Origin of the sequence: Sphingobacterium sp. B16(2022) (genome assembly GCF_012030425.1) — a bacterium.
GTDB classification, from domain to species: Bacteria; Bacteroidota; Bacteroidia; order Sphingobacteriales; family Sphingobacteriaceae; genus Sphingobacterium; species Sphingobacterium anhuiense.
The window spans coordinates 664,177-691,114 of record NZ_JAAUVN010000003.1 but is presented as its reverse complement, the minus strand read 5'-3'; the positions used below and the strand labels follow the sequence as shown (position 1 = coordinate 691,114).

Here is a 26,938-nt window from a genome sequence, read left to right as displayed (position 1 = left end):
TTTGAACTCAATTATACCTTTATTAATAAATTATGAATATGCATGAACACCCTCAAAAAAAAATCCTGTACGGTATTTTAATTTTTCTGTTTTTGCTCAGTAGTCAGCTTTATGCGCAGCAGCAAAAAACTGTTTCTGGAGTCGTCAAAGATGCAAAGGGTGAGGCATTGGCTGATCTCAGTGTCTCAGAAAAGGGCATGGGAAACGCGACTAAAACTGATGCCGATGGAAAATTTTCGATCAAGCTCAAATCAACTAAGACCACGCTGGTGTTTAGTTATGTTGGTTTTCTCAAGCAGGAGAAGGAGCTAATTTCTGGAGACAATAACCTCAGTGTAATCATGAAGGAAGATGGTACTGGACTGGATGAAGTTGTCATCATGGGCTATCAGGATATACAACGTCGAAAAACAACCGGTGCAATTGCTACGGTAAAGGGGAAAGATTTTGAAAATACACCCTATGCAACTTTTGATGGCATGTTACAAGGTCGTGTTGCTGGATTGACAGTCCTCAGTACATCGGGCGAACCAGGAACGAATAATATTGTAAATATTCGCGGATCAAGTAATTTAGGTCTTGCAGACAATGCCATGCAAGCTCCTTTGTATGTCATAGACAATATTATTTATGATGTCAGTGATATCCAAGCTGCTTATGGGAATTCAAGTCCGCTCCAGGCAATCAATCCTAATGATATTGAATCTGTGGATGTATTAAAAGATGCTTCTGCCTCTTCTATATATGGGGCGCGGGCTGCGAATGGTGTCATTATCATCAAAACAAAACGACCAGCTACTGGAAAACCCGAAATACGAATTTCGGCTTATAATGGTGTTTCTGGTCGTCCGTCGATGAAACCGATCACAGTAGGAGCTGCCGAGCGCAGATTGAAATCTGCATTACTGTATCAAAGTGGAAACTATAATTGGTTCAATAATGGGACTATCAGCCAGATGTTGACCGATAGTTTAAATCCTTCTTTCAATAACAATACCGATTGGCAAGGCCTATTCTTACAATCTGCTAATATCAACAATGTAAATGTGAGTATTGGTGCTTCAATGGAAAAATTTTTGTACCGATTTTCTGCGCAACGTTACTACGAGGAAGGGGTCATGATGGGTTTTGAAAACGAAAATTTGACACCTAGGCTTTTGCTGCAAGTGAATCCTACGGATAATTTTCAATTTGAAACTAATCTTTTTGCTGGTTTTACAAAAGCAAAACACGGATCGGGCGATGATAGTAAGTACCCGTTCAATACTTGGGGTTTTCCGTCTTCATTCTATGAAATAACGGATGTGGAGAAATCGATATATACGGGAAGGTATGATGGATTGATGGATCGGGACAACTCGTTTAATTTGAATGGTAATTTTGCTGGTACGATGAAAAAATTCGTGTTTCAAGGATTGACCTTAAGGACACAGTTTTCTTTTAATATCAATAATAATACGCGCGATTTATTTAGACCTGCTCTGATCACCGGCAATCGTAATCTAGCCCAAAATTGGGTCAATCAAAATAAGCGTTGGGAATGGGAGACTTACTTTAATTATATAAAAAGTATCAACAATGTCCATAATATAAGTGCAGTGATCGGTACAGGTCTTGAACGGAATACTTCCAATCAATCATACTTAAGTGGAAGTAGTGACAACAGTGATTATATTAAAACGGTAAACAATATACCTTCAGGATCTGATTTATTTGGTTCCGCAAGTATAGAAGAAAGATCCCGAGTTTCATTTTTTGGACGGTTTAATTATGATTTTAAAGATAAATATCTGTTGTCTGCAAGTTATCGAATGGATGCATCATCTCGGTATAGTAAAGATAATAGATGGGGTATTTTTCCATCCATTTCGGGTGGCTGGGTGCTGTCTGAGGAACCTTTTTTTCAAGGATTGAAAGGTGCAATATCATTTTTGAAATTTAGGGGAAGTTATGGATTGACAGGTCGGGATCCAGGCTCGGTTTATGCCCGATACACCAACCTAACATTTGATAGTAACTATTTTGGTTCTGTCCTTGATAATGGACTCTCTGGTTCACAATTTACGTACAATGGGGTGAATGTTGCTTACCCCAACTATTCAAACTCCGCGATTTCAGCAACTATCAAGTGGGAGCGATCGCCACAGTTTAATATTGGATTAGACATGAATCTTTTGCGTGATCGTGTCACGGTTCAAGCTGATTTCTATGTGCGTGATTCAAAAGATTTGGTTTATGATTTGACCATGCCGGTTACCTCTGGTTATTCAACCATTTCAAATAATTTTATAAGTGTTAGAAATAGTGGTGTTGAATTAACGCTCATATCAAGAAATATGGCTCCAGGATCTCCATTTCAATGGACGACAAATTTCAATTTGGCTTATAACAAAAATGTTGTGACCAATTTGCCAGATGGTGGCAAGGAAATTAATGTGGGGCAGATTTTTATGCAGCGTGCTTTAAATGTTGGTCAACCGATTTACCCATTTAAAGTTTGGCAAGTGGATGGGGTATTTGCAACAGATAATGATGTACCCATCGATCCTTTGACCGGAAATAAATTGTTTGATGCTGGTAGGGGACAGTACTATCGGGCTGGCGATCCGAGACGAAAAGATGTGAATGGTGACTTTATTATTGATCATAATGATAAGGTCGACATGGGAAATCCAAATCCAGATTTTACAGGTGGTTTTATTAATCAATTTTCTTATAAAAATTTTAGCCTCTCTACTCTGATCAGTTTTGTATTTGGCAGAACACTTTGGAATGGTTATCTCTCAGATCGACTGCAAGATGCGGGTTCCGAATCTCTATATAACACTTGGGGAACAAATTCAGCCATAGCTGGCGATTTCAATATTGATGATTTTTGGAGGCCAAATGCTGGACAAAGTAAGTATCCAACATTATTTCGCAACTCAGTGGATAACTGGCATATCTCAAATGATACTTTTGTGGAAAATGCAAGTTTTGTGCGCTTGAAAAATATTCAATTGAGTTATACTTTGCCACAGAACTTGATCAAGAGACTTAAATTGCGCATGCTGCGGGTATATACTGTCGTGGACAATATAGCCGTAAAATCGTGGTCGTCAGTGCCCGATCCTGAAGCTGTTCAGCCTAATGGCTATTCTACAGGTAATGGTTATCCTATTCCAAAGAAGTGGACAATTGGTCTGGATCTAACCTTTTAATCACAAAAGTTATGAAAAGAAAAATATTAATTTTGATGCTAGCCGCAGTGCTATGCACAACCTATAGCTGTTCCAAATTTTTGGATATTGAACCTGTTAGTTCAGCGACAGATGAAAACTTCTGGAAAACCCAATCCGATGCCAATGCTGGTACGGCTGCTATGTATGCTTTATTGCGAAAGGCTTTTAACGATGCAAGTGGTATTAGTTTTTATGCTTATGGTGATTTACCTTCCGATGAATTCAGGTCAGCGACAAACGTAAATTTTGATGCTGTTATAAAAATGAATTTGAATTTATCTGTTCCATCTTCTGATACTGGAAATCCAATGTATCGTTTACGCAGATATGAAATATTTTATCAGGTTATTGATCAGGCGAATCGAGTGATTCAAAACTTGCCAAAAATGGATGCTAGTGCTTTTGACAATGAAGCCGTTCGGAACTATTATCTTGGGGAAGCCTATTTCATGCGCTCTTTTACTTACTTCTACATGTCTCGAATCTGGGGGGGTGTTCCGATTGTGCGCGAATCTGTTCAGCCTGTCAGTGCAGTAAACTATCCTGCCGCTACTGAAAAAGAGGTGTTAGAACAAAGTGAAACTGATCTGAATAAGGCACTTACTTTATTGAAATGGGAGAATATTGCGGCAACAGATTTTGCTGTACGGGCCAATAAAGGGGTGGCTTATGCTCTTAAAGCACATTTAAGTGCTTGGAAAGGTGATTATGCAACTTGTGTTCTGGCAGCAGATTCTGTCTTGCAAAGTGGGAAATATTCTTTTGTTGGTCGGGATAGTCTGAATTATAGAACCATATATAAAGGTAAATCAGCAGAAGGTATTTTTGAAGTAGCACAGAATGGCTCAAATGAAAGTAGCAATACAGGTATTGGATTTTATACTTTGGCAGCTCCTTATAATCGAATGTTGATCAATCCAATCTTTAATATTGACCCAACTCATATCAAAACACTTTTTAACGATGTTAAGGATAAACGCCTAAATAGTGTGTTTGATCTTGAGTTGAATACGGAATATGCAATCTGCAGTAAATATGCCAACCTGTCTTATTCGGATGAAACAGCAAATGCACGAACTATTTTTAAAAATAATATTATTGTTTTCCGCTATTCTGATATTAAGTTGCTGCTCGCAGAAGCATTGGCCGCAACAAATAATGTAAGCAGGGCTCAAACTATATTGAATGAAATAAGGACGCAAGCAGGTCTATTAGCATGGAATGGGGATGGAAACTTAATCGAAGAAATATTTGCCGAACGTGCTCGCGAACTTTTTTTGGAGGGACACCGATTTTACGATATGATCCGTCTAAAGAAGAATTTTAATATTTATAAATTTTCTGATCAGATGATCTTATCGCATTTTAATGCTAAAAAATATTATTGGCCATTTGATCCTAGTTTGTTGAATGCGAATTCACTGCTTAATCAAACTCCATTTTGGAGAAGCGTAAATATGTAAATTAAACTTAACACTTTGAAAAATGAAAATCTTATATTTATTCTTCGGTATAATACTGCTCTGCACTACTTTTAACGCATGTAAAAAAGCTTCCTATTTGGAGGATGATGGCGTACATGTCGCAGAAGTTAATCTTTCTACTTATGATTATCTGGCTGCACATCCAAACGGAATGTTTGATACGTTGCTCATGGTTATTGATCATTTTAAATTAAAAGGTGAAATCGATAATGCTAAAACTTTTTGGGCACCGTCAAATTATTCTGTAAATCGATACTATAAGATAAAAATGGACTCTGTACTGTATACCGATGAAAATGCAGTATACACATTTGATCAATTTTTGAATGATATTCCAATCGATTCAGTTCGATCTTATATCTATTCAGGAACGCCTTATACGTTACAAAATGCTGCCTTTGATTATACTTCTATTACGAATGTTGCGCATATAGATGGTTTTAACTACCATAAGCAAAAACAACCGCAAGCGGCATGGTCTTATCAACCAGTGTACTATTTATATTATGTCAAAGTACGCGGTGAAGCTGATCAGATCGGTGCAGATGGTGTCGTAACGGTCAAAGAAGATGATATGGCAGATCTACGGGTTCTTTGTCAAACAACGGGTATAAAAACATCTTCGGGCACGATACTGCATGTTCTGGCCAATACACATACGTTTATAGGTGATTTTGTACCACGTAAAAATACAGGGCCTGAAGTCGTCACGTCCGATACTGAAATTACGTTTACTTACGATCTTAGTTTTAAATATAGTGCAACAGATTATAGTGGAACAACAGTTGTTGCGGATCTTCCCAAGTTAGCTCGTTTTTATGGTCTGCAATCGGGCAGTATATCGGCTTTGATCGGTAACGATATTACGTACTCGGCTGTTGAACCTGATGGTACTTTAAATCCTAATAGTACGGCTAATGCTCCAGGGCACTGGTTTGGAGCGCAAGGTCAAGTTTCTGCATGGGGTACTGATGCTCGTCTTGTTTCTGAATTGGCAACTCCGACCATGACCTTTAACTTATTGCAATTTCCAGGGCAAACGACAGTAGGAACTACGTATACGATCAAACAGGCGCTTATCTACAAAGATAAATCTAAGGGTGATTTGAAAGCTGTTTTTGTGTTTAAGATTACCATTAAATAAAGTTGTAAACAAAATACTTTATCATTTTAAATGATTACAGGATGAAAAAGAATAAATTATGGATATTAATTCCCGCGGTACTATTTTTATCGTTGTCCGGATGTAAGGTTGAAGAACAGGGGTTTTTAAGTGAAAACCTGCGATATAATGTCGCAAATTTACAAGTAAATCAAGGATCTGTTACTTATACCGATCCATTGATTGCTAATGGTAGTACAACACCGTTAATGGTCAAGTTGTTGGCGGTCCGTAATAAAAAAACAGGTGAACTAGCTCCTGAGTTTTTGCAGGAGGGTGAGATTTCGACATATTTGTCCGAAATCACTTGGCAGGATACTACACTGCAGCAATTGAATGCTAAAATTGGTAAAGCAAAGTATCCGCCATTGATGCTCAACGAGATCGGTGGCAGAGTGGGATTTACACAGGCTACCAATTTTGTTGACACGGGACAGTATAGCATCGATGTCGAGGTAAGTAATATTGCTGGAAAGAAAAATTTTAATAATATTTTGGATTTCAGCGTTATTGGAGCGAAAAAGGATTCCGTATTTTATCAAGCTTGTACAAGTTCTGAATTTGGTGCTGAAACTGATTTCCAACCAGTTTCAAATTATAGAATTGATATCCAGCATATTTCAGGAGAAGAGAATAAAATCATTTATATGTGGTTGGATAAAAATGGTGTGCCTTTTAATCCCAAAAAAGGTGAAATTATAAAACGTGGTGACCGTCCAACTTTTAAAAATTGGTCACCTTACTATCCGGAGCTGGTAACCGATACGGCATTAGTGTATCAATATCCAGATGTATCGGGATTAACCTATCCGATTATAAGTGGCACGTATACAGGGACACAATTTTGGGAAGGAGATCCTATTTGCTATTATCGTATCGTAGGAACGGCTAATAGTTTAGGCAGAAACTTGAATCCTGTTTCTACAATTAAATTTTACTTACCAGGTACGTATATCGTTCGTTTTAAATTTTCAACAATTACGCATATTTAATAGATTTATAAATTGAAAAAATTATGAAAAGTCTTTTTATGTCATTGTGTTTTTTATGCATGTTACAAATGTTATCCTGCAGTAAAAATATGATCGCTCCGATGCAGCAGGGGCTTTTAGAAAAAAATGGTCCTGATTCATTATCTATCTATAAGCCTATCGAATTTAATGATATGGATTTTGATAATAATGCTAGTACTTGGTCATATGCGAGAAGTCGTGAATCTGAGCACTTTATTGTTTTTTGGGGTGCTGGTTATGGTGCTAATGATCCAAATGCAAGTACGGTACCTGAAGTATATCGTGTTGATATTGATGACCTGCTGGTTAAGGCAGAAAGTTATTATGATATCAATATCAATACCTTGAAGTTTGCTGAACGTAATCAAGGTAAATCTAATTTGGATCAGTACAAAATGATGATTTTCTTACATTATACAACCGAATGGATGGCTTATGGCAGTGGGTATGATAATGTAATCGGAGCATTATGGATAAATCCAGCTACGTGCAAACCCGTAGGATCTACGATAGCACATGAAATTGGACATAGTTTTCAATATCAAGTATTCTCGGATCTGAAGGGCGGTGCAGGATTTCGCTATGGTTTTGGCGGTAATGGTGGTAATGCATTTTGGGAACAAACAGCGCAGTGGCAAGCTCATCAAAGTTATCCAGAAGAAGCGTTTTCATCACATGATTTTACTGTTTACACTGAAAATTATCACCGTCATATTCATCATGAATGGCAGCGCTATGCGAGTTATTTTATACATAATTATTGGACAGAGAAACATGGGATAGATATTTTGGGACGTATATGGAGACAGGCAATAGAACCTGAAGATCCGTTACAAGCTTATATGCGTATTACAGGAATAAATGTCAACCAATTTAATGATGAAATTTATGAAGCTGCCTCGCGTTTTGTTACTTGGGATTTAAATAATATCAGAAATCTTGGGGCAAATTATATTGGTAAGCATAAGTATAAATTTAACATGCAGCCAAATGGCAGTTTGCGTGTAGCATATGAACAATGTCCAGGTACCACAGGGTACAATGTAATACCACTGGTTGTACCTGCTGGGGGGACGCAGGTATCTGTCGCTTTTAATGGTGTTGCCAATGCTCAAGGGTTTAATACTGTTAATGCGAGCCGAGCAGGTTGGCGATATGGTTATGTCGCTTTATTGAGCAATGGTGCACGCGTGTATGGTAATATGGCACAGGGGATACAAAATAATGTCAATTTTACTGTACCAGTCAATTGTGAGAAGCTGTGGTTCGTCGTGACAGGTGCTCCAAGTGTTTATCAACCGCACGCTTGGGACGAGGTTGAAACTAATGATGAGCAATGGCCATATGAGGTTAAATTTACAAATACCAATGTTCTGGGATTTATAAATACGACAGCTGATCCAGAGGATATCACATTTAATCAGCATGTTAATCTAACAGTTAGTGCTACAGAATATGGCACAGAACAGGTTGTTGTCAACGCAAATCAGTTAGGACAAGCTTTTGCTGTCCAGCCAGGAGATATTGCAAATTTAATGGCTAATGGAAAAATCAAATTTTACGCTATTGAACCTAACGGTAACTTGAATCCAACTGCAACTGCTAATGGATATGGTCATTGGTTTAGTGCGACGGGAAACGTGACTAATTGGGGAGTTAGTTCTGTCCTTTTTTCTGAGTTTAATGAGAATACTCTCACGTTTACGATTGGTCAATTTCCTGCTGCTTTGGCTACAGGTAATATTTATACTATTCGTCAAGCGCTGGTCTATACTTATGATACAAATAAGACAGTACAAGCGACTTTTGTATTTAAGGTCAATGCACAGTAAATAGCTTTTCTAGCATGTTTTACTATTTCTTATTATTGCAAACCCTATTATATTTGCTCATTAAGGATAAGTACAACAGAGGGGTGTCGGAAATTGGTGTGATGCGGTAATTCTTAATTGGATGGGGCTAAACAATAATAAAAGAAAGAAAGCATTCTCGAATTTGAGAATGCTTTCTTCGTTATGCTAATAAAATTTAGTTTGCAGTCAATGCTACTGCGTTTAATTGTCTCGAAGTTCCATCCGGACCTACAGCGACAATGTTATCAAAGATAACACGGGTGCCCGGCGTGATACCGTTTAAGGCAGATGCCATACTTGAACTCAATTGATTGCCAGAAGTTGATAATACAATGGCATCAGCACGTGGCTTGGCAATGATCATTGTAAATTTAGTCACCTTAAAGTTCGCATCAAAGTCAAAGTTGTCCAGTTTCGCAAAGATTGCATTCTGTGCTTTCAACGCCACGGTAGCCATACTGCCACCTGTTTTTCCTGCAAATTTTGCAATTGGATCTGGAATACGTTTAACACGGAATTCCGTGGTACTCAAGGTCTGCATTTTACCCGGTGCTACTTCAGCACTAATAGAAATGCGTGCAGTACCTGGTGAGGAAACACGGGCATTGTACTTACCGCCTGATCCTGAAAGGCTACCGCCTGTCATGCTAACTTTTACCTTATCTGTTGGTGTTCCTGCAGCAGAAACGGATAATGGGTTATCAACACCAATGTAAAGCACATTCATCTTGTCCGGTGATACAACTGCCGAAGGGCGTGCCACCTGATAGGTCTGTGTCGCTGTACGATATTCTTTCATCGAACCATCCGTTTGTTTCACCTGCACAACTCCGGTCCAAGAGAAGATACCTTCCTTGCTTGTCGATACATTATACACTCCTTTTCCATCAACAATCTGTAATGGTGAACCATTGACACTGATGGCGGGTTGTGATTTAGAATCTGAAGCGGTTAAAAATACTTCTGCTTTATAGGGTTGTCCCTGTACTAAGTACGATGTTGGTGCAACAGCCACTGCGGCAAATTTGTCCAGATTAACAACTGCCTGATCCATTTTACCTAAGATTAATTTCACCATATCCGATTCCGCATTTTGAGCATCGGTCTGGATTTTGGTCAAAATAGTCATCGCTGCTGTTAGGGGAGTGCCACTTCCGAAATTGATTTCTTCCCAGCTTTTCTTGCCGTTGACAGATTTTTCAGGATCCTTTGCTTCCAATGAAAAGGAAACACTTTTTTGTTCTTCAGGTGTCAATAAAGCAAGGAGCTTAGCTCTTGTTTCATTGATCTTATCCTTTAATACGGTTCCTTTTTTCTCATTGATCATCAGATTCGGCGAAATATCTTCGTTTTCTCTTTTAACAAGATCTCCTTTTTCAGGATCAATACCGCCACCTTGCTTGGTGAAATCTTCTTTTAGTGAGCTGATATAGGTGTTCAGTTCTCCGATGATCGCCTGTGCTTTTTTAGCTTTATCGTAGATCGGTTTCGCACGCGCAGGCTCTTCCTTTAATTTGGTGCTTTCAAATGCCGAGAACAATTGCTGTACGGCAGTGTTGACATTTGAGCGAGATGATTCGAGGCTATTGTTGATGTTTTTAAATGCATCCAAGATCGTATCGGGCACATTCAATGCAAGTAATGCAAGTAGTACCAGATAAAGAATGCTGATCATTCTCTGTCTTGGTGTCTCTCTTCCTAATGCCATTTTTATTGATTTAGATTATACATGGATGAATTAAACACGCGGTTGGTTCATTGCACTCAACATATTGCCATAGATCGCATTTAAAGCGTTTAGGTTTTTTGCCAACTTGCCAACTTCTTCTTTGAATGCCTTAGAATCATCTAATGACTCATTGAAGTTTTGCATCGTATAACTTAAATTTTCATAAAATTGGTTCATCGATTTTAAGTGCGTAGCCGAATCCTGTAGTTCACGCTCGTACATACCATTCAATTGTTGCAGGTTTGTTGTCAGCTTATTCACCTGTTCGTGGTAGCTGGCAGTATCTGCGGATGAATTGGACATCTGTACCAAATTAGCAGAAGCCTGCTCAAAAGCAACACTCATGCTGTCGAATTTGGATGTTGCCAATTTCAGCTTTTGCGTGAAATCTTCTGTTGCCAAAGAAACATCTGAGATTTTATTGATCGCCGACATTTTCTCGCTGAAATCACGTAATCCTCTTCCTAAATTGCCGATACTTGTTTCGTCAATATTAGCATCTGCAAACATTTTGTCCAAAGCTACAGTAGCAGAAGGTCCCGTAGGTGTGTTCACGACAGTTGCACTTCTGGTAGGTAGTTCACCGGTATAGTTTTCATCCAATTCTGGATATACGCGGCTCCAATCTGGTTCTGGTGCAGGAGGGTTGAGACCCATTAGAAAAAATAAGAAGGCTTCAACTCCTAATCCGATTCCGATCATGTAATTGGCATAGGAACCGCCGATGTGGAGAATCTTGAACAGTACACCGATGATGACAATACTCGCTCCCCAAGAGATGGCGACATTTAACCATTTCGAATTGTCTTTTTTCTTACTCATAGTTTTTGTTGTTATAAATGTATTTAAATTGATTACTATTTTGGTTCTTGATATCTTTTTATGTAAAACGTATTTTTCACTTTTTTTGATATAAAATGATATAACAAAAGAAATTATTTGCTTTTCGAGCCACACAGCATATTATTTGCGATCTTATTCAGATAGCGCTACATGTGCATGCATGGGTAGGAAAAGATTGCGTCTGTTAAATACAAAAATCAAACCACATCTCTTGCTGTGATGAAATTTAGGTAGAAAAGCGGCTTATTTATTGTTTTTTTAATATTATATTTATATAATTTTGTCCCATCGTTCTATATTGGTGAATGTGATTCGGTTTTATGCTGCTTCGGCTACTAAAAAATAACCTGGGCTGAGCGATGTCACAAAATCTAGCTGTTGCGATAAAAGTTTCTTTTGAATACCATATATGCATTTTTTGTTCACTTTTTTCACCTCAATCAATGATCGCTTTTGATTCCTATATTTTGTCGGTGCTACACCATTCGCCCCAAGCAACCGCTATTTATAATAACGGTGATCTGAATATCGCTTATGCTAATCAGGGTATGCTGGATATCTGGTGTGCTGATGAGTCCATCATTGGAAGAACCTTATGCGCCTGTTTTCCAAATTTTGTACAGGAAGGGTTTTGTTCTATTCTTAAAAATGTCTGGAAGACCGGCATTACTTATAATGCCACGGAAGTCGCCGCCAATATTGTGGTGGGAGACAGAAAAATCAAACGTTATTTCGACTTTGAGTATAAAGCGATACTTGATGAGAAGGGACAGACTTACGCTATATTGCACACGGCAAGTGATGTGACCGAAAGAAAATTGGCTAATAATAAAATGGAAAGACAGCGCGAGGAGCTTTCTTTAAGTTATAAATTGGACCGTTTGGCCAGTACCTTATCGCACGATCTGAAAAATCCATTATCTGTTTTAAAGATGGGAAATGATTTTCTGCTTAAAAATGAAGATCTTTCTGTTCAGGTGGCTAAACGATGGTATAAAAACTTCTCTGAATCCATACAGAATATTGAATCCATCATCAACCAGACTTTGCAGCTCAATAAAGTACGTGGTTCAAAAAATATGGCTGATTGTGTCGAGATCGATAAAAGGATCGGAGAATGGATTAATGAAGTGAAGCTGAATTTTCCAGAACGACAGATCGAATTTCAGTTGGGACATCTCTATTCTTTAAATGCAGACAGTGGTGCGGTATATCAGATTTTTGTTAACCTGATTGGTAATGCTGTGAAATTTGCCAATAGTAAAGGGGCATATCTGCATATTGATAGTGAAGAGACAGATCAAGGTATTGTCTACATTTTTGAGGATAATGGAATTGGTATTCCTGAAGATGAATTAACCAAAGTATTACTCATGGAAGTTCGGGGTACCAATTCTTCACATATAGTAGGGTCAGGAATTGGATTATCATTGGTAAAAGATCTAATGGAATTTATGGGAGGCACTATCAACCTTTCAAGTGCTATAGGAAAAGGAACGGTTGTTCGATTATTTTTTCCGCAAAGTGTAGAGGATTGTTAGGAGAGGGTGAGAAGGTTAGAAAGTTAAAAGGTTAGAAAGTTAAAAGGTTAGAAAGCTATAGGGTGGCATGTTTATAATGTTTATTTGGTTTCAGTCATTCCTGCTAACGGGCCAGTAGGAAACGGGTTTAGTTTTGTCGCGATACTCCAATCTACCTGCTTCTATCAGTTTTTGGAGCTGGAATTCAAGGGTACGTACTTTGATATTCGATATTGTTAAATAAAAAGACAGTGGTTGACCAGGGTTATTCGCAATAAGGTCATACAATTTATCTATTGCTTCCATTTCTGCCTTTTCTTTTTCTTTATCGTTTTTTAATCTGGTGTTCTTATAATTAGTAAACTTAACTACTCGTGACCGATCTTCAGGTTTAATATAACGAACGACTTCGTTTATTGCCTCATGTTTTTTAGAGGTTTTGGTATAGATGAATTTTTCTTTTTTTGAGATCTCTCCGTCTGTTTTAATCGTATTTATTTTGATCCTGGTCAAATCTTTTCCCACGAATTTATTCATCAAATTATTGATATGTAATGGGGGTTTAAAATGCTGATAGTTATTCTCAATTTCCTTTGTAATTTCTACGGCAGTACGATCTGTGAGAAAAAAATCTGTATAGTTGATCATATAGTCAAGGATACTGTAGAGCTGTCCTTTTTGTTCTCTGGATATGTTTTTTTTACGGATAAACTTCTGGACAGGTAAGTCTACTGGAATTATTTCGTGATCAGGTAGTGAATTGACCTTCTCTTTACTATTTATTCCATGATCAATAATTTCAAATCTCAATATGAGCTTCTTCTTTTTCTTGCCATATAGATAATCAAAAAGAATAGGTGTTTCTATTCCAACGGCAATAGCTAAAGCATATACTTCATAGGCCAGAAGATGGTCATAATTTTTATTAAATATTTCGCTTAATGGTGATTCTTCTATATGTGTTGATGCCGTAATATTTATATTGGTCTTCAAAAATAAATCAGATAGCTTTTTAATTTCATATTCCGGATATTTCAATCGGATAATAGGCATATCTTTAAAATAATGTTGACATATGAGCGCTAGATCTAATCCGAGTGTATGTATTATCGTGAAAAAGGCTTTTCCGGTTAATTGTATGTTTTCATTTTTAAGAATAATATCAACCTCCTGCATCTTCCGGTTGATGATGGATTGATCATAAAATAGCGCATTTAAAAGCTTATTTATAAAGTTATAGAAATTGGCTACATTGGGTAATTTTTCTTGATCTTTTTCCATTTGAATCTTCATAATTACATCTTTGGTGTTTTAAAATTTGCATTAAATGTTGAATTGAATGGGGACTTGCTTAGGGTTGTGTCAGTTTTATTCAAAAAAAATCACAGCGAAGTAACCGAAATAATTAAAGGTTTTTCTGCCGCTCTATGTTCAACAATACCTATGTTAAACGTTCCTCCGATTTTGGATATCGTGTTAGTTGAGTAAGCATTTTGATCTATTGCGGATGAACATCGTCGAACTGTAATCATTGTGAGTGAATTATCTGATATTTCTGGAATAGATATACTGCTCAGCTCCTGATCGTTACTGCTTCTAATCTCCAATTGATAAGGACCTATAGAAGTTATTTCTAATGGAGTATAGTTTTGCTGTTGTACACTAAGGTTTCCCTCCTTCTTTTCGGATAGAGCTATGGATAAAAAAGACTTGAGATCGATTTTTATAGTCGCAGAGACAGATTGAGCCCTAGTTTCTGGTATGCCTAGTGTAATCAGGTAGAAAAATATCCCTAAAGATATCCGTAAGGTTTTATTCATTATTTATTCAGATTAGAAAATTATCTCTTTAAAGGTTCTATTTCTATCACTTACTAACTGTTTGTCGTGAAGAAACGATGTATTTCCTGTAACACAATATTAAAATTGGTCTTATTGAATATCAATTGTACTCCGCTTTTATGGAATATCTCTATTTCAGAATCCTTAATTGAGCTCGTGTAGCCAAATAGCTTAATGGAAGGAAATTTTTCTCTAATCCTGTTAGCTGTTTCTATCCCATCCATCAAAGGCATATGTAGATCAATAATGCATACTTGAGGTAATTCGGTACAAGCTTCCAGTTGATCAACTAGCTCTTGGCCATTGCTGCAATTATATAACAGATCAAAAATATTGTTCTGGTCGACGATGGCTCTTATAATAGTGCGCTGCAGGATACTGTCGTCCGCAAATGCAATCTTAATTTTTTTAACCATAATTTTTATCAATATGGAAACTTGGATTTAGTTTGTCGTGTTTTATGGTTTTGAATTTCAATATTTTATTTAATTTTTGTGTTTTTGGTCAATCTTTCTTGTTTTATTCGTTACTAACGAACTCTTTATTTCGGCTTTATCCTCGTAGGATAATTTTTCTAGACAAAAGCTGAAGCAACTTTCCATTTCAATTAATATCCATTCTATTTTTGGAGCTACATATAGTTCTTTTTGTAATCTTTTCTCGTTCATCGTTGGTGCGCTTTAGGTTATTAACAATATCTAAAATGGAGCAAATTAATAGTCCAATTCAGACTGTTATTTAGGTATAATCACTTGGTTTTCAGGTAGAAATATTTTTTATCATATTTTGGAGCTATGTATTAGAGGAAGTTTAATTTCTAAAATTTGAGTATTTAGCGGGGATTGTATAATTTTCCATTACCTAAGAAAAAAATACAGTATTTATTATTTTACTAGGAAAAAATTAGTACCTTTGAATAAGGTGAATGTAGTCTGAATTGGACTTCTGGGAATATGGTATTATCTTTATTCACAGATAAATAACGATATAGTTCAATGATTAATTTTGATTTTACCCTGCAGACGCCCAACCCAACAGCCACGATTTTTATTAGAATTTTTGATGAGTTTCAGAAAGAACATCTACTGAAGACTCCACTAAAAATATGTCCGTCCATGTGGGATGAGGAGAAGCAAAGACCTAAAAACATCTATTTAAAGAAATTTAAAAAATTGAATAATAAGCTGGACAATCTGAAAATTGCTATAGCTGAATATTTAGAAAATATTAAAAATACGATGCAACTTTCTCCAAATAGGTTGCAGCAGATTATAAAGAAATATAGCTCAAGCTCAAAAATTGGCTATCCAAAAGATAGTTTGTTAGAGCATATAGAGTCCTACATAAATAGCCGATTGCATTTAATTTCTTCCTCTACATCAAAACGTTATATGGTTTTTCTACATTTGCTTGAACGTTTTGAAGGTAATCGAAAGAGGCATCTTCTTTTGCCCGAGGTTAATGCTTCTTTTGTAAAAGAATTTCTAGAATTTGGAGATTTTGAAGCATATAATAAAAGTACCATTCATCGCACCATCTATTTTGTTAGGACTATTCTTAATTTTCTGGAAAAGAGAGGTGTTCGTACGTATGTTTATGAACTTGAACTTCCGAGGGAGAAGAAATCAAACTTATTTGTCACGCTGAATGAGGATGAATTAATTAGGATCAATAGAACTGAGGTCCCGGAAGATCTGAAGGCAGCAAAAGATTGGCTTATTATCAGTTGTTATACCGGTCAGCGTGTTTCTGATTTTATGAATTTCAATATGGAGAATATGGAAATTATACATGGAAAACCGTGTATGTCCTTTGTGCAACAAAAGACGCAAAAGGAGATTTTATTGCCTTTACACCCCGCCGCATTGAATATTTTGGCTCAAAATGCTAATATTTTTCCTGAAAAACTTTCCGCCCATAAATACAACTGCCAGATTAAAGAGGTGGTTAAACTGGTGGGGATAAACAATCTTGTTAAGGTCCGGAAAAGATTGGGATTTAGATCAATTGAAATGCTCGTGCAAAAATGGGAAGCTATTGCCAGCCATATCGGACGTAGAAGCTTCGCTTCAAATTTTTACGGTAAGATCCCGACTTCTTTGTTGATGGAAGCTACCGGACATACGACTGAACAGATGTTTCATAGGTATATTTCTACAATTGACACCGAAAGAACTCGGTCTTTAGGGCAATATTTTGAAAAATCATATAAAGATAAATTTTTAGTCGCATAAGTGTTTAGGTTAGAAAGTTAGATGGTGAGCTGGTTAAACTTTGTGTGACTCCGTTACTGGTCACTTGTTACTTCATAGTATTTGGATTGTAGTATATAGATAGCAGTATTTAGTAATTGCAAGGTTAGAAAGCTAGAAGGTGAGTTGGTTAGTAGGTTGGACCTTTTGTTACATTGGGAATTTTATTTTTTTTAGCCTAAAAAGATGCTTTTTTGGATGTAAACCGATGATTTTGGTGATTTTTAAGTGTTTTTTGTCCACTTTTGGTAAAATGCTTAAAATTATTTTTTGTACATTAGTTTAATATGGAATTAGCAAATATTACAAAAGAGAGACTTGTAGAAGCTCAAAAAAATGGATATACTGCAATTATTACGAAGTACAATTCAAATCCTTTGGATCCGATCTGGATCTTTGAAAAAGTAAAAAAAGATCAGTTTTTTCAATTTTCGGAAAACCTTCAGGATACCTATCAGCTGTGCTACCAGATTTCGGAAGCAATTGATACCGTAGAGGAATACCCTTTTATAGGAAAGGTTACTTTGCCAGATTAGGATTGAGAAGCAAAAAAACGAAAAATATACTTATTTAATATGAGAGCCGATTAGGAGAAATCCTATCGGCTTTTTTATTTGTATATTCTAAGGGAATTAAAGCTAGTTCACATCTTATGTTATTGTTATATTCTTTTAAATTGTCAACGAATCGTGATGTTTTCAATTTGTTCCTATATCATCCTATTCTGTTTTAGAAGTATAGGCATATATACAGCTCTGTCCATATTGATCTCATGTGCAAATCGGCTGTACTATTATCTTACATTAGAGATAAAACTATTATCCCCCACATTACGGTGATGAGGGGGATCGTTACAGGGAAAGATCACTTATGTATTTAAAAGTCATCACCATTTTTCTTAAATCTTTTTCAGGAGAGGCATGCCAAAACCCGCAGTAGAGGGAGGAACCAATTGACCATTTTTTATCTTATATCCCGAAAGATCAACATCATCTGACGTGCTCGTTACTCCTTCAATAGTGACCGTGTTACCTAGTCCGCCTGTGAGATGTGCCGTATAGTATGTCTTAAGTAAAGATCCCCATGCGTGAGGCGATGCCTGCACACCCAATTTCTTCAATTCGGGCATCAGCTTTCTCCAGTTTGTAAAACCGAGACCTTCGATATCGGTAAGATGTACATCTAAAAGTTTCTTTTCAAAAAGCTCTTGTAAAAGCTTTGGATCCGGATCGGCTTCACCATCTGCCAATAAGGTAATTCTGCCTGTTTTTTTTATATAACTTCTCAACTTTTGATAATCAGCAACGGTTTCATGGAAGGGTTCTTCGATCCAGAATAGCTTTACTGAAGGAATTCCTTCGAGATACTGGATGAATTGGTCAACGGAGAAACCGTTGTTGCCATCCACTAAAATACCGCAATCTGGAAAAGCTTTTGCGACGGCATTGGTAACATCGATATCACGCTGTAGGCCTTCTTTATAGGGCATCCATTTATAACCTCTACCGATTTTGAGTTTAAACTGTCGATATCCTACTTCGTAATCATACCGACATTCTTCGAGTATACGGTCGATACCTGCAGGCTTTTCCGAGGGCTCGAGATCATCAAAGTAGATCATACCACTATAGTAATCGGTTAGATACGGTGTTTTTCGACCAAGTAGGTGATAAACCGGTTTCTGCAGTATAATACCCGCGAGATCATGGAGAGCCATGTCAAAAGGGATATGTCTAGCTTCTAAAGTTCCGATATCAGATGCAAAAATCTCGGATACTTTTTTACCCAGTAGTTCTTTTGCGATCTGCTCTGCATCTCTTCTTGATCCGCGGAGTGAGGCCCATCCCATCGCGCCTTTGTCTGTTGTAATACAGCAGATCTCGACATTGGGGCCATATCCATGGAGGTCAAGGCGTGCATTTTTTCCGACAAGTCGGGGATATTTCATCTGAACAGTGGAATATTTGATTTCCTGGATCCGATGATAGGACAATTCTTTATCCTGCGATTTATTGTCTAGGAGAGAGGTCAGCGTCATGGCATGTCCTGTTCCATTATACAGTGTTGCAGAAGCCATGCCTACGTTTAAAGCCTGTAAAAATGTTCTTCTTTTCATATTTGGTTTATTTTTGATTTTAATTAACTAACCAATAATTCTTATACGATTATTTTTACCCTCACTCAACCGCTTCCTGATTGCTTCATCGAGACATCGCAAAACGAAATGGGCTAGCAATAAAAGCAGTACCATACCTCAAGCAATGACCAGAACCATTTAAGTTTATCAGTTCTTTTTAATACGATAAACGATTGAATTAAAGTATCATCGTATTTTTTGAAAGTTACATCAAAATATAAAAATCATTATAGCACATTTGTTTCAATCGATTTCCAAATCGTATCATTATTATTTAAAAGACATATATGATTTTTCATTAATGTATTCTGGGAGGAGTATTGATAAAGTCAGAAATAATTCAAATTTGTTAATGGTCTTAATATATTAAACCTAAAGAAGCTAGCTTTTTTACTGCTGTGTAAGTGTCCATATCATTTCCCTTACAGGTTTGGTGGGATCTTCCATGACCCCTTCGGTCATGAGAAATTACTCTATATCTTTTTACAGGAAAACATCATCTGTACATCCCAATCATCTAAAACTGCTGTTATCTAGATGAACTTCATCTCTGTGGCTTTATGAATTAAGGAGGCTGTATTGACTACCCCAAATTTCTGTAGCAAATTTCGGCGATGGCTCTCGACTGTTAATGGACTGATGAACATCTGTTCGCCGATTTTTGCTGTAGTATGCCCCTGGGCCATCAGCTTGAGCACCTCGCGCTCGCGTTGGCTAACGGATGGTATGTGGTCTTTCTTATTGCTTAAGATAAAGCTCATCTCCTTGCTTAGCACCTGCTCGCCCCTTACCACAGCCTTTATTCCTTCGATCAATTCGTCGGTAGATACATTTTTTAGCAGATATCCCATTGCTCCGGCTTTTAACATACGTAATGCGATGCTTTCTTCGTTGTGGTTGCTGATCGCAATGATCTGGGTCTCTGGATATTTTTTTTTGATGATTTCTGTTGCATCGATACCATTCATCTCGGGCATATTGATGTCCATAAGAACCACATCTACGGCTTCGGCTGCTAAAAATTCGAAAGCGTCTTCCGCGCTGTTAAATGAACCGCGTAGTTTGATTGTCGAAGTGTTTTTCAAGATAAACTCGAAGCCATTGAGTACGAGTGGATGATCATCGATGATAATTACTGAAATCATATTATTTGATTAGTTCAAATTGAATGTGAAAAGATGCGCCTTTACCTATGGCAGCATCAATTTCTAAGCGGCCATTTAAAATATCTACTCGGTTACGGATATTAGATAATCCTATTCCTCCCTGTTTGGAGTCCTGCATAGACGGATCAAATCCCTTGCCGTTATCTTCAACGGTGATATAAAAATAATGATCAGCCTCCGAACATTGCACCCAGATCTGGGTTGCACCGCTGTGTTTTAACGCATTGGTGAGCAGTTCCTGCACGATACGATATACAGCAATCAGAAAAGACTGGGGGTAATCTGACTGCAAGTTAGTGGCTTGAAAATCTATCTTTAGCTGCGGTTGATTCATCGCATTGCATAGATCGCGTAGGGATAACTCCAGTCCCATGTACAATAAAGACTCGGGCATCATATTTCGGGCTATTCGTCGAAGTTCATTCACCGAATCGTCCATTTGATTGATAATTGTATATAAATCCATTGCTGAATCTGTTTGTGGCTGTACTTTCGCCTCTCTATTTGCAACAGCTGACAATTTGAGCTTTACGCTGGCTAGCATACCACCTAGACCGTCATGTAGATCGCGTGCTATACGGTTGCGTTCTCGCTCTTGTCCTTGAACCATGGCATTGAAGAGGTTAAGTTTTTCCCGTTGTGACGCTAGTTTTTTTCTGTTTCTGGACGATATGTACCAAATGAGACTGAGCATGCCTAGTATAATTGATGTGAGCAGGAAAATGCCGGCAAACAGGCGTGTGCGCTGCATTTTAAGCTGTTGCTGTTGATGGGCTGCTTTTACGCGGAGGAGTTCATTTTCTTTCTCACTGGTCTGATATTTCTTTTCCAGTTCCAGCGTGAGCGCCGTGCCTTTATCTGCAAGAAGGGTATCGAGTACAATTTTATGTTTTTCAAACCATTTTACAGCCTCCTGATAGGCTCCTAGCTGTACCGCAGTAGTTGCTAGATTATAATAAACCATTTCTTTATTCTTCAACGAAGGATTTTTTTCGATGTAGGGTAGCACTTCACGCAGTTTCTTCATCGCTGATGCTGGCTTGTTTGCTGTTTGAAATGCCGCGGATTGGCTGAATAGTATAGAGGCAACCATATCGCTGTTATGCTGCTCTTTTGCGCCCACCAGTGCTTTTTCGAAATAAATATGGGCAAGGTCGAAATCTCGTTGTTTTTCCCAATAGCTTCCTTCTACGCTGTAATAGGTTGGGAGGTAGGAAGAAGCTGATACTGATTTTGAGGTATGGGAAGCACTGTCTAAAAAGATTCTTGAATGTGTATATTTATTATTGAGCAACGCGTTGCGTGCTGCATTAACAAAGAGAGTAAAGCGTTGCTCGGCCGCAGCATTCCTGTCGTGCAGTAAGGTCAAGGCATTGTTGTAATATTGCTCGGCTTTACTGTATTCCTGTAGATTCATCAAAGCCATAGCGACATTCTGAAGATTATTGCCCCAAAGGGTAGAGTCTTTAATGCTCTTGGCCATGGGAATAACTTTGTCGATCAGCACCTGCACATACTCGTGAGCTTTTCCTTCACGTTGTAAAAGTGCGCCATAGCTTCCCCACAAACGGGCTCGGTAACGTGTCGCAGAAATTTTGCTTTTCGTGGGTATATCACCCTTGAGGAAGTTTTCGGCCTGCATGTAGAGTTTCTTTGCTTGCGCAAGATCGACGTCAAACTGGATAGCTCCGAGATAGAAACTCAGCAGTCCTTGGTAATAGTCCGTATTGGCTTTATCACCCAGCAATTTTCTGCTAGCGGAAACGTAGTGTAATGCTTTTTCTGTATTGTAATCGGACCAAAAGAAGCTCAGATCCAACAATGCCAATGCTTTTTCTTCGGTGTCTTCGATCTGCTGCAACTGCCTGTACAAACTATCGCTATATTGCGTCAATTGCTCTGGTGACTGTGCAGATGTATTACCAATGGAAAGTAAGAAATACGCAAAAAGTAACAGGATTTTGTACATTATTTAATTGATCGTTTTTTGAAATTACAGATTAATCATCATATTAACAATCTGGAACCATACCCATTGTTACTCCTGATGGGCTCCATATCGGTACCAGGCGCATCTCGCACCCGTCACCGTTGTCGTCATCAGCGATCGTCCGGCGCGTATCAAAAGTGAGTTTGAGCGACGATCCGCTAGGGAAGGGACCATTTTCTGCTTTAAAATTCACGCGCATGGTCATGCTAGCCGTTTCCTTTTTTAGGGATCCTTCGAATGACATCTCTTGCTGCGTATTCTTGATCGCACCCGTGATGTTTTCGTCGATAATGCGAAAGAAAATGCTTGGATCTGTTGTGTCCATTCGGTATGTAGAGCGATCGTATTTGCCACGCACTTTAAAATTCATTTCTCCCAGATCACCAAAATCGGCCATAAATACCATCGATACGGAGTCTGCCGTGGCTTCAATCAATGCAATCCGACCTTCACCTTTCCAGGTATAATCATTAGCCCCATTTTGGGAACGTATGCCTGTGGCCGTGCCTTTAAACGGGGTGCCTCCAAAGATCTCGTTGAAATTTTGGTTTGCCTCCTGTTCATTATTCTCTTTTGCACAGCCTGTTAGCAATAACATAAATGCCAGAAGCAATGTTGAATGTATCGTTTTCATCGTTTTCTCATTACGTTATACATTAGCGCCAGATCATCTGTCCACCTGCCGTTTCAATCCTGTCTTTGCCTTTTAGGACCACGGGTATGACACCGGTTGTGTTTGGCGCAATTGGATCCACATTATACTCTTTGCCATCATTGGGGATAATCTTTAGCGACCACATCCAGCCAAAGGGTCCGGTCTGCCTGTATTCAGTGCCTACGAGTAGGTGTTTTCCATCGGGCGAAAACTCGGGTACGGATTCTTTAAAATTGCTGGTGGTCACCTTTTTCAGGTTTGTCCCATCCATATCCATGGTATACACATGGTTTGCAATGCGCACAGCGAGTTGGTTGCCTGCGGGATTGACTGCCACGTCGCCCCAGTCGTCATATTTCATCTCTTTCAGCAAAGTTCCGGATGTATAGGGTGGGGCCAAGCGTATGATATAGTTGTTATGCGTTATCAAAAGCGCGTTGCCTGGCAGCCATAAACGCTGGTCATTAAAACCCAGCTCCTCCCCGTTGATGTTGTAGATACGGACCACGAAGTCGCCATTTCGTTTTAGAATCGTGATACCGTCTGCCTTATCGTTCGAAAGCACAACAATATGACTATTGTCGGGCGAAAGATATCCCTTACAGTACGCATTCAGTCCCGGGCTCTGGTATACAAATTCCTCAACTATGCTGCCGTTCGTTATGTCACTTAGGGTAAAGCGTATGGGGTATTTGCCCAACGTTTGCTCACTCACGACCGTAAGTTTGTATCTGCCATCTCTTGAAATGTCGAAGTTGTTGAGTTTGGAGTTATCGGGAATAAAGGTGGATCCCACCGCATCGGGTAAACTCACTTTGAGGATTCCCTCGGTTGCCCAGTCGTAATATATTGTTCCTTTTAACGCGGACGGGTAGCCATTGTCACCACCATCTGGCCCGTTATTATCCTTTGAACAGGCAGTTAGCAGCACCAGATATACCACTATCAGTAATAAATTTGTCTTTTTCATCCTTTTATTTTTTTTATTCATTAGTCGATTTTCTCTTCAAGGCATTCATGCTGCCTTCAGTGGCTTCAGTTGTGATATAGCTACCAAGATTTACTCATTTCCATATGTGATTATTCATGCACAATTCTTTTTTTAGTGATATTCATGAACTCGTTTTACTTGATTTGAATAAATCATGATGGTTTCAGCTTTACTTATTTATTTAGGAGTGGCATATAGGCACCCGGATTAAATCAACTCCTCCATTATATAAGTTGAATACCGGTCGTGTCTCCCATAACACATTATTGCAGTTAGTCATATTATCCTGTGTGTCGCTTTGAGCCCTGTTTAAAGTCATTTTTGTCGTCAGAATCGAAGAAGCTGGTATATTGCCGTCTGCAATCAGATATTTCATGCGAATGGTTAGAATAGCACTGTCGTTAGAAAGATACCCATCCCAGGTAAATTCCTTGTTACCATCGGAAACTTTACCTTCCATTTTACCGTTTTCTTTGATGGAAAATTTGCCACCTTTAAAGGTGGCATTCCAATTCTTTCCTTGCTGTTTTCCGGGTATGCCGAGTGTAAAGCCATCGCCCTTAGGTAAATTAACGATCACTGCTACCGTAACACTATCTCCATATATTTTATCAACATTTAGGGAAGAAGTACCGGAGAGCGAGGGTAAAGCATCGCTTCCCCCAACCTGCAGGGTGGATTTGGCATCGCCCAAGTAAGCTTCGTCTTGCATGGCGCTGATGAAATCATTTTGACCCGCATCCCTGTCATTACCTGTGTCTTTGCCACAGCTTAGATGTAAACATAGTCCTAACATCAATAGGCATCCTCGATATAAAATAACCACCAGTTTCTTCATACGTGCGTTTTTATCTTTTACTCTAACAAATTTAATGTCTGTGTGATTACTGGTCAATCCACGAAAACAAGGATTTTCAATATGGGATATCGTTTGCTAGAATTATTTCCATAAAGCTTGGAGGTCTTTAAAAAACTTTAAAATATTTTAATTAGTATGTCTTGACTAAAGATCCCCATGCGTGAGTCGATGTCTGCACACCCAATTTCTTCAATTCGGGCATCAGTTTTCTCCAGTTTGTAAAACCAAGACCTTCGATATTGGTAAGATGTACATCTAAAAGTCTCTTTTCATATTTGGTTTATTTTTAATTAACTAACCAATAATTCTTATGCGATTATTTTTACCCTGACTCAACCGCTTCCTGATCGGTTTATCCACACATCGCAAAACGAAATGAGCTAGCAATACAAGCAGAAGCATACCCACTCCAATGATCAAAGCACATCTGAGTCTATATGAGGGTTTTCTTAACTACGATGGGATATGCCTTTTACAGGCTTATCGTATTTTTTGAAAGATATATCAAACTATAAAAATCATTATAACGTATTTGTTTCAGTACATTTTCAATTTGTATCATTAATTATTAAAATTCTTCATGATCAGTATCACTTTACATGATGCGGAGAATAGCTCGTATATCTACTGTAAGAATAAAACAAAACAAGGGCAAAAAACATCTATCAATATAAAAGCTGGACAAATTTTATTTGAGATAATAAAGCATTAATGTTGTTTTTGGTGAAGTTCGACATATACAAGATACAAGGAAAAATTGCTGGACAAATGAGCTTCCGGTTTCTCCATTAGGAAGAAACTAATTTGAGTATGCTTATTTTAGATGCTGATGTGTTTGACTTGAATAGGTTCTTATGAATAGAAAAATAAGCGATGAAATTCTAAAGGATATCAAGTAAGATTTGTGTGATGAGGTGAGATAAAATTAACCTGCCAAGGTTTTTTTTAGTAAAAAGGACTTCAAATTTTTGAAGTCCTTTTTAGCTATTTTACGATGCTATCAGTTGCAATTCTATTCTTTAAATGTATACCATGTTGTTAAGCTGAGCTTATTATTAATGATCAAAAAAACGACTGTAATATGATGCTATCACTTATCTCGGTAGGCTTTCTGGACGACGCATACGATAACTGGTGGCTGTAATAGCATGTAAAAAAGCTTCAATATCTTTGATTTCTGATTTACTCAGCTGGAGTGGTTGCATCAGTAGATCAGTAACCGGGTAAAGCGGATCTTTCGCTTTTTGCTCAGCAGTGGCTGAATTCATCTGCATACCGCTGTTGTACAAATTCAACAACCCTGTCATGTTCCAAAATAATCCATTATGCATCCACGGATCTGTATTCATAATATCACGAAGCGAAGGGGTTTGAAAACGGCCGATATCGTTGGGGTCTTTGGTGACTTCATAACGACCCAGATCCTCAAATTTCCGTTTGTAATAAGTAAGACCGATATTGTGGTATAGGTTGTCCGTAAAAAACTGTCCACTGTGACAGTTCATGCAGCGAGCTTTTGTTCGAAAGAGGTGTAACCCACGAATCTCCTGATCGGTCAATACCTTATAGTTCCCATCTAAAAATTCGTCAAAACGGCTTCTTCTGCTGGTTAGTGTACGTTGAAATGCAGCCAGAGCCTTCAAAACTTCAGGCATCGAATAATCCTCTTCGTCAAATGCGGCTTTAAAAAGTTTGTTGTAGGCCGGAATAGCTTTCAGTTTGGGGATAAGTTGGGTGAGATCCATATTCATCTCATGAATAGCCTCAATAGGACCTAAAGCCTGCTCTTCCAGAGAGCCGGCCCTGCCATCCCAAAATAGCGCCTTACGGGCATAGACATTTAATAATGAAATTGTGTTCCGCTTTCCTTCAAGATGATCATTGCCGATCGAGACTGTCAATTTATCTGCCCAAGAAGTTTGCGGATTATGACAACTGCTGCATGATATTTGGTTGCTCCCTGATAGGATGGGATCAAAAAATAATAACTTGCCCAGTTTGACATCAGGGCGCTCCATTAATGAAAAATAATTCGAATCAATTTTTGGGAGTGACTTGAGTTCAGCCCACTTTACGCCTGGATCAATTGTCGGACTAGGCCATTCATGCACTGGACGTGCGTAAGACTGACGTAGCTCCTCCTGGTGTGAATATACAAAGGAGGATAATACAACGCCCAATGTCAATAGACTTATTATAATACTTTTTTTCATTTCTCTCTC

General features: G+C 38.1%; 20 protein-coding genes. 8 read left to right on the top strand and 12 right to left on the bottom strand.

Going from position 1 to position 26,938, the window contains the following annotated elements:
• Positions 1–32 precede the first annotated feature (32 nt).
• The 5 genes from HCX49_RS17255 (at position 33) to HCX49_RS17235 (ending at position 8,712) form a co-directional block, all read left to right on the top strand.
• A complete protein-coding gene (locus HCX49_RS17255) occupies positions 33–3,200 on the top strand; it encodes a SusC/RagA family TonB-linked outer membrane protein (protein ID WP_168127744.1) in 3,168 nt (1,055 codons plus the stop codon).
• 11 nt (positions 3,201–3,211) lie between these two features.
• Positions 3,212–4,684, top strand: a complete 1,473-nt coding sequence (locus HCX49_RS17250) for a RagB/SusD family nutrient uptake outer membrane protein (RefSeq protein ID WP_168127743.1) — start codon at positions 3,212–3,214, stop codon at positions 4,682–4,684.
• A gap of 22 nt (positions 4,685–4,706) precedes the next feature.
• Entirely contained in the window at positions 4,707–5,849 is a 1,143-nt protein-coding gene (locus HCX49_RS17245) for a DUF4859 domain-containing protein (RefSeq protein WP_168127742.1), read from the top strand.
• Positions 5,850–5,890: 41 nt separating this feature from the next.
• Entirely contained in the window at positions 5,891–6,859 is a 969-nt protein-coding gene (locus HCX49_RS17240; protein WP_168127741.1) for a hypothetical protein, read from the top strand.
• Between the two features lie 89 nt (positions 6,860–6,948).
• Positions 6,949–8,712, top strand: a complete 1,764-nt coding sequence (locus HCX49_RS17235; RefSeq protein WP_237682836.1) for a DUF4859 domain-containing protein — start codon at positions 6,949–6,951, stop codon at positions 8,710–8,712.
• 196 nt (positions 8,713–8,908) lie between these two features.
• Here the strand turns inward: HCX49_RS17235 and gldM are convergent, their stop codons facing one another.
• Positions 8,909–10,441 (bottom strand): gliding motility protein GldM, encoded by a 1,533-nt coding sequence (gene gldM / locus HCX49_RS17230; RefSeq protein WP_132769710.1) that lies wholly within the window; start codon positions 10,439–10,441, stop codon positions 8,909–8,911.
• A 30-nt stretch (positions 10,442–10,471) separates the two neighbouring features.
• A complete protein-coding gene (gene gldL, locus HCX49_RS17225; protein WP_132769708.1) occupies positions 10,472–11,284 on the bottom strand; it encodes a gliding motility protein GldL in 813 nt (270 codons plus the stop codon).
• Positions 11,285–11,748: 464 nt separating this feature from the next.
• Here gldL and HCX49_RS17220 point away from each other — a divergent pair, with 464 nt between their 5' ends.
• The gene (locus HCX49_RS17220) at positions 11,749–12,846 is read left to right on the top strand and encodes a PAS domain-containing sensor histidine kinase (protein ID WP_168127739.1); all 1,098 of its coding nucleotides are present in this window, start codon (positions 11,749–11,751) and stop codon (positions 12,844–12,846) included.
• A 90-nt stretch (positions 12,847–12,936) separates the two neighbouring features.
• Here the strand turns inward: HCX49_RS17220 and HCX49_RS17215 are convergent, their stop codons facing one another.
• From HCX49_RS17215 to HCX49_RS17205, 3 genes are all read right to left on the bottom strand, one after another.
• Positions 12,937–14,118, bottom strand: a complete 1,182-nt coding sequence (locus HCX49_RS17215; RefSeq protein ID WP_168127738.1) for a hypothetical protein — start codon at positions 14,116–14,118, stop codon at positions 12,937–12,939.
• An 89-nt stretch (positions 14,119–14,207) separates the two neighbouring features.
• The gene (locus tag HCX49_RS17210; RefSeq protein WP_168127737.1) at positions 14,208–14,645 is read right to left on the bottom strand and encodes a hypothetical protein; all 438 of its coding nucleotides are present in this window, start codon (positions 14,643–14,645) and stop codon (positions 14,208–14,210) included.
• A 53-nt stretch (positions 14,646–14,698) separates the two neighbouring features.
• A complete protein-coding gene (locus tag HCX49_RS17205) occupies positions 14,699–15,082 on the bottom strand; it encodes a response regulator (protein ID WP_132769701.1) in 384 nt (127 codons plus the stop codon).
• Between the two features lie 579 nt (positions 15,083–15,661).
• On the opposite strand from HCX49_RS17205, the gene HCX49_RS17200 reads away from it, so the two are divergent.
• Entirely contained in the window at positions 15,662–16,900 is a 1,239-nt protein-coding gene (locus tag HCX49_RS17200; RefSeq protein ID WP_168127736.1) for a phage integrase SAM-like domain-containing protein, read from the top strand.
• A gap of 305 nt (positions 16,901–17,205) precedes the next feature.
• A complete protein-coding gene (locus HCX49_RS17195) occupies positions 17,206–17,454 on the top strand; it encodes a hypothetical protein (RefSeq protein WP_021190102.1) in 249 nt (82 codons plus the stop codon).
• Between the two features lie 362 nt (positions 17,455–17,816).
• On the opposite strand, the gene HCX49_RS17190 is transcribed toward HCX49_RS17195, so the two are convergent.
• The 7 genes from HCX49_RS17190 to HCX49_RS17160 all read right to left on the bottom strand — a co-directional run bounded on the left by HCX49_RS17190 (position 17,817) and on the right by HCX49_RS17160 (position 26,929).
• Positions 17,817–19,034, bottom strand: coding sequence for an enolase C-terminal domain-like protein (locus HCX49_RS17190; RefSeq protein ID WP_206368571.1), 1,218 nt, complete (start codon positions 19,032–19,034; stop codon positions 17,817–17,819).
• Between the two features lie 554 nt (positions 19,035–19,588).
• Positions 19,589–20,200, bottom strand: a complete 612-nt coding sequence (locus HCX49_RS17185) for a response regulator transcription factor (RefSeq protein WP_168127735.1) — start codon at positions 20,198–20,200, stop codon at positions 19,589–19,591.
• Between the two features lies 1 nt (position 20,201).
• The gene (locus tag HCX49_RS17180) at positions 20,202–22,190 is read right to left on the bottom strand and encodes a sensor histidine kinase (protein ID WP_168127734.1); all 1,989 of its coding nucleotides are present in this window, start codon (positions 22,188–22,190) and stop codon (positions 20,202–20,204) included.
• Between the two features lie 43 nt (positions 22,191–22,233).
• Positions 22,234–22,845: a hypothetical protein gene (locus HCX49_RS17175; protein ID WP_132769691.1), complete on the bottom strand. Its 612-nt coding sequence runs from the start codon at positions 22,843–22,845 to the stop codon at positions 22,234–22,236.
• Between the two features lie 22 nt (positions 22,846–22,867).
• Positions 22,868–23,836: a hypothetical protein gene (locus tag HCX49_RS17170; RefSeq protein ID WP_132769689.1), complete on the bottom strand. Its 969-nt coding sequence runs from the start codon at positions 23,834–23,836 to the stop codon at positions 22,868–22,870.
• 202 nt (positions 23,837–24,038) lie between these two features.
• Positions 24,039–24,695: a hypothetical protein gene (locus HCX49_RS17165; protein ID WP_168127733.1), complete on the bottom strand. Its 657-nt coding sequence runs from the start codon at positions 24,693–24,695 to the stop codon at positions 24,039–24,041.
• 1,115 nt (positions 24,696–25,810) lie between these two features.
• Positions 25,811–26,929, bottom strand: coding sequence for a cytochrome-c peroxidase (locus tag HCX49_RS17160; RefSeq protein ID WP_168127732.1), 1,119 nt, complete (start codon positions 26,927–26,929; stop codon positions 25,811–25,813).
• Positions 26,930–26,938: the final 9 nt, after the last annotated feature.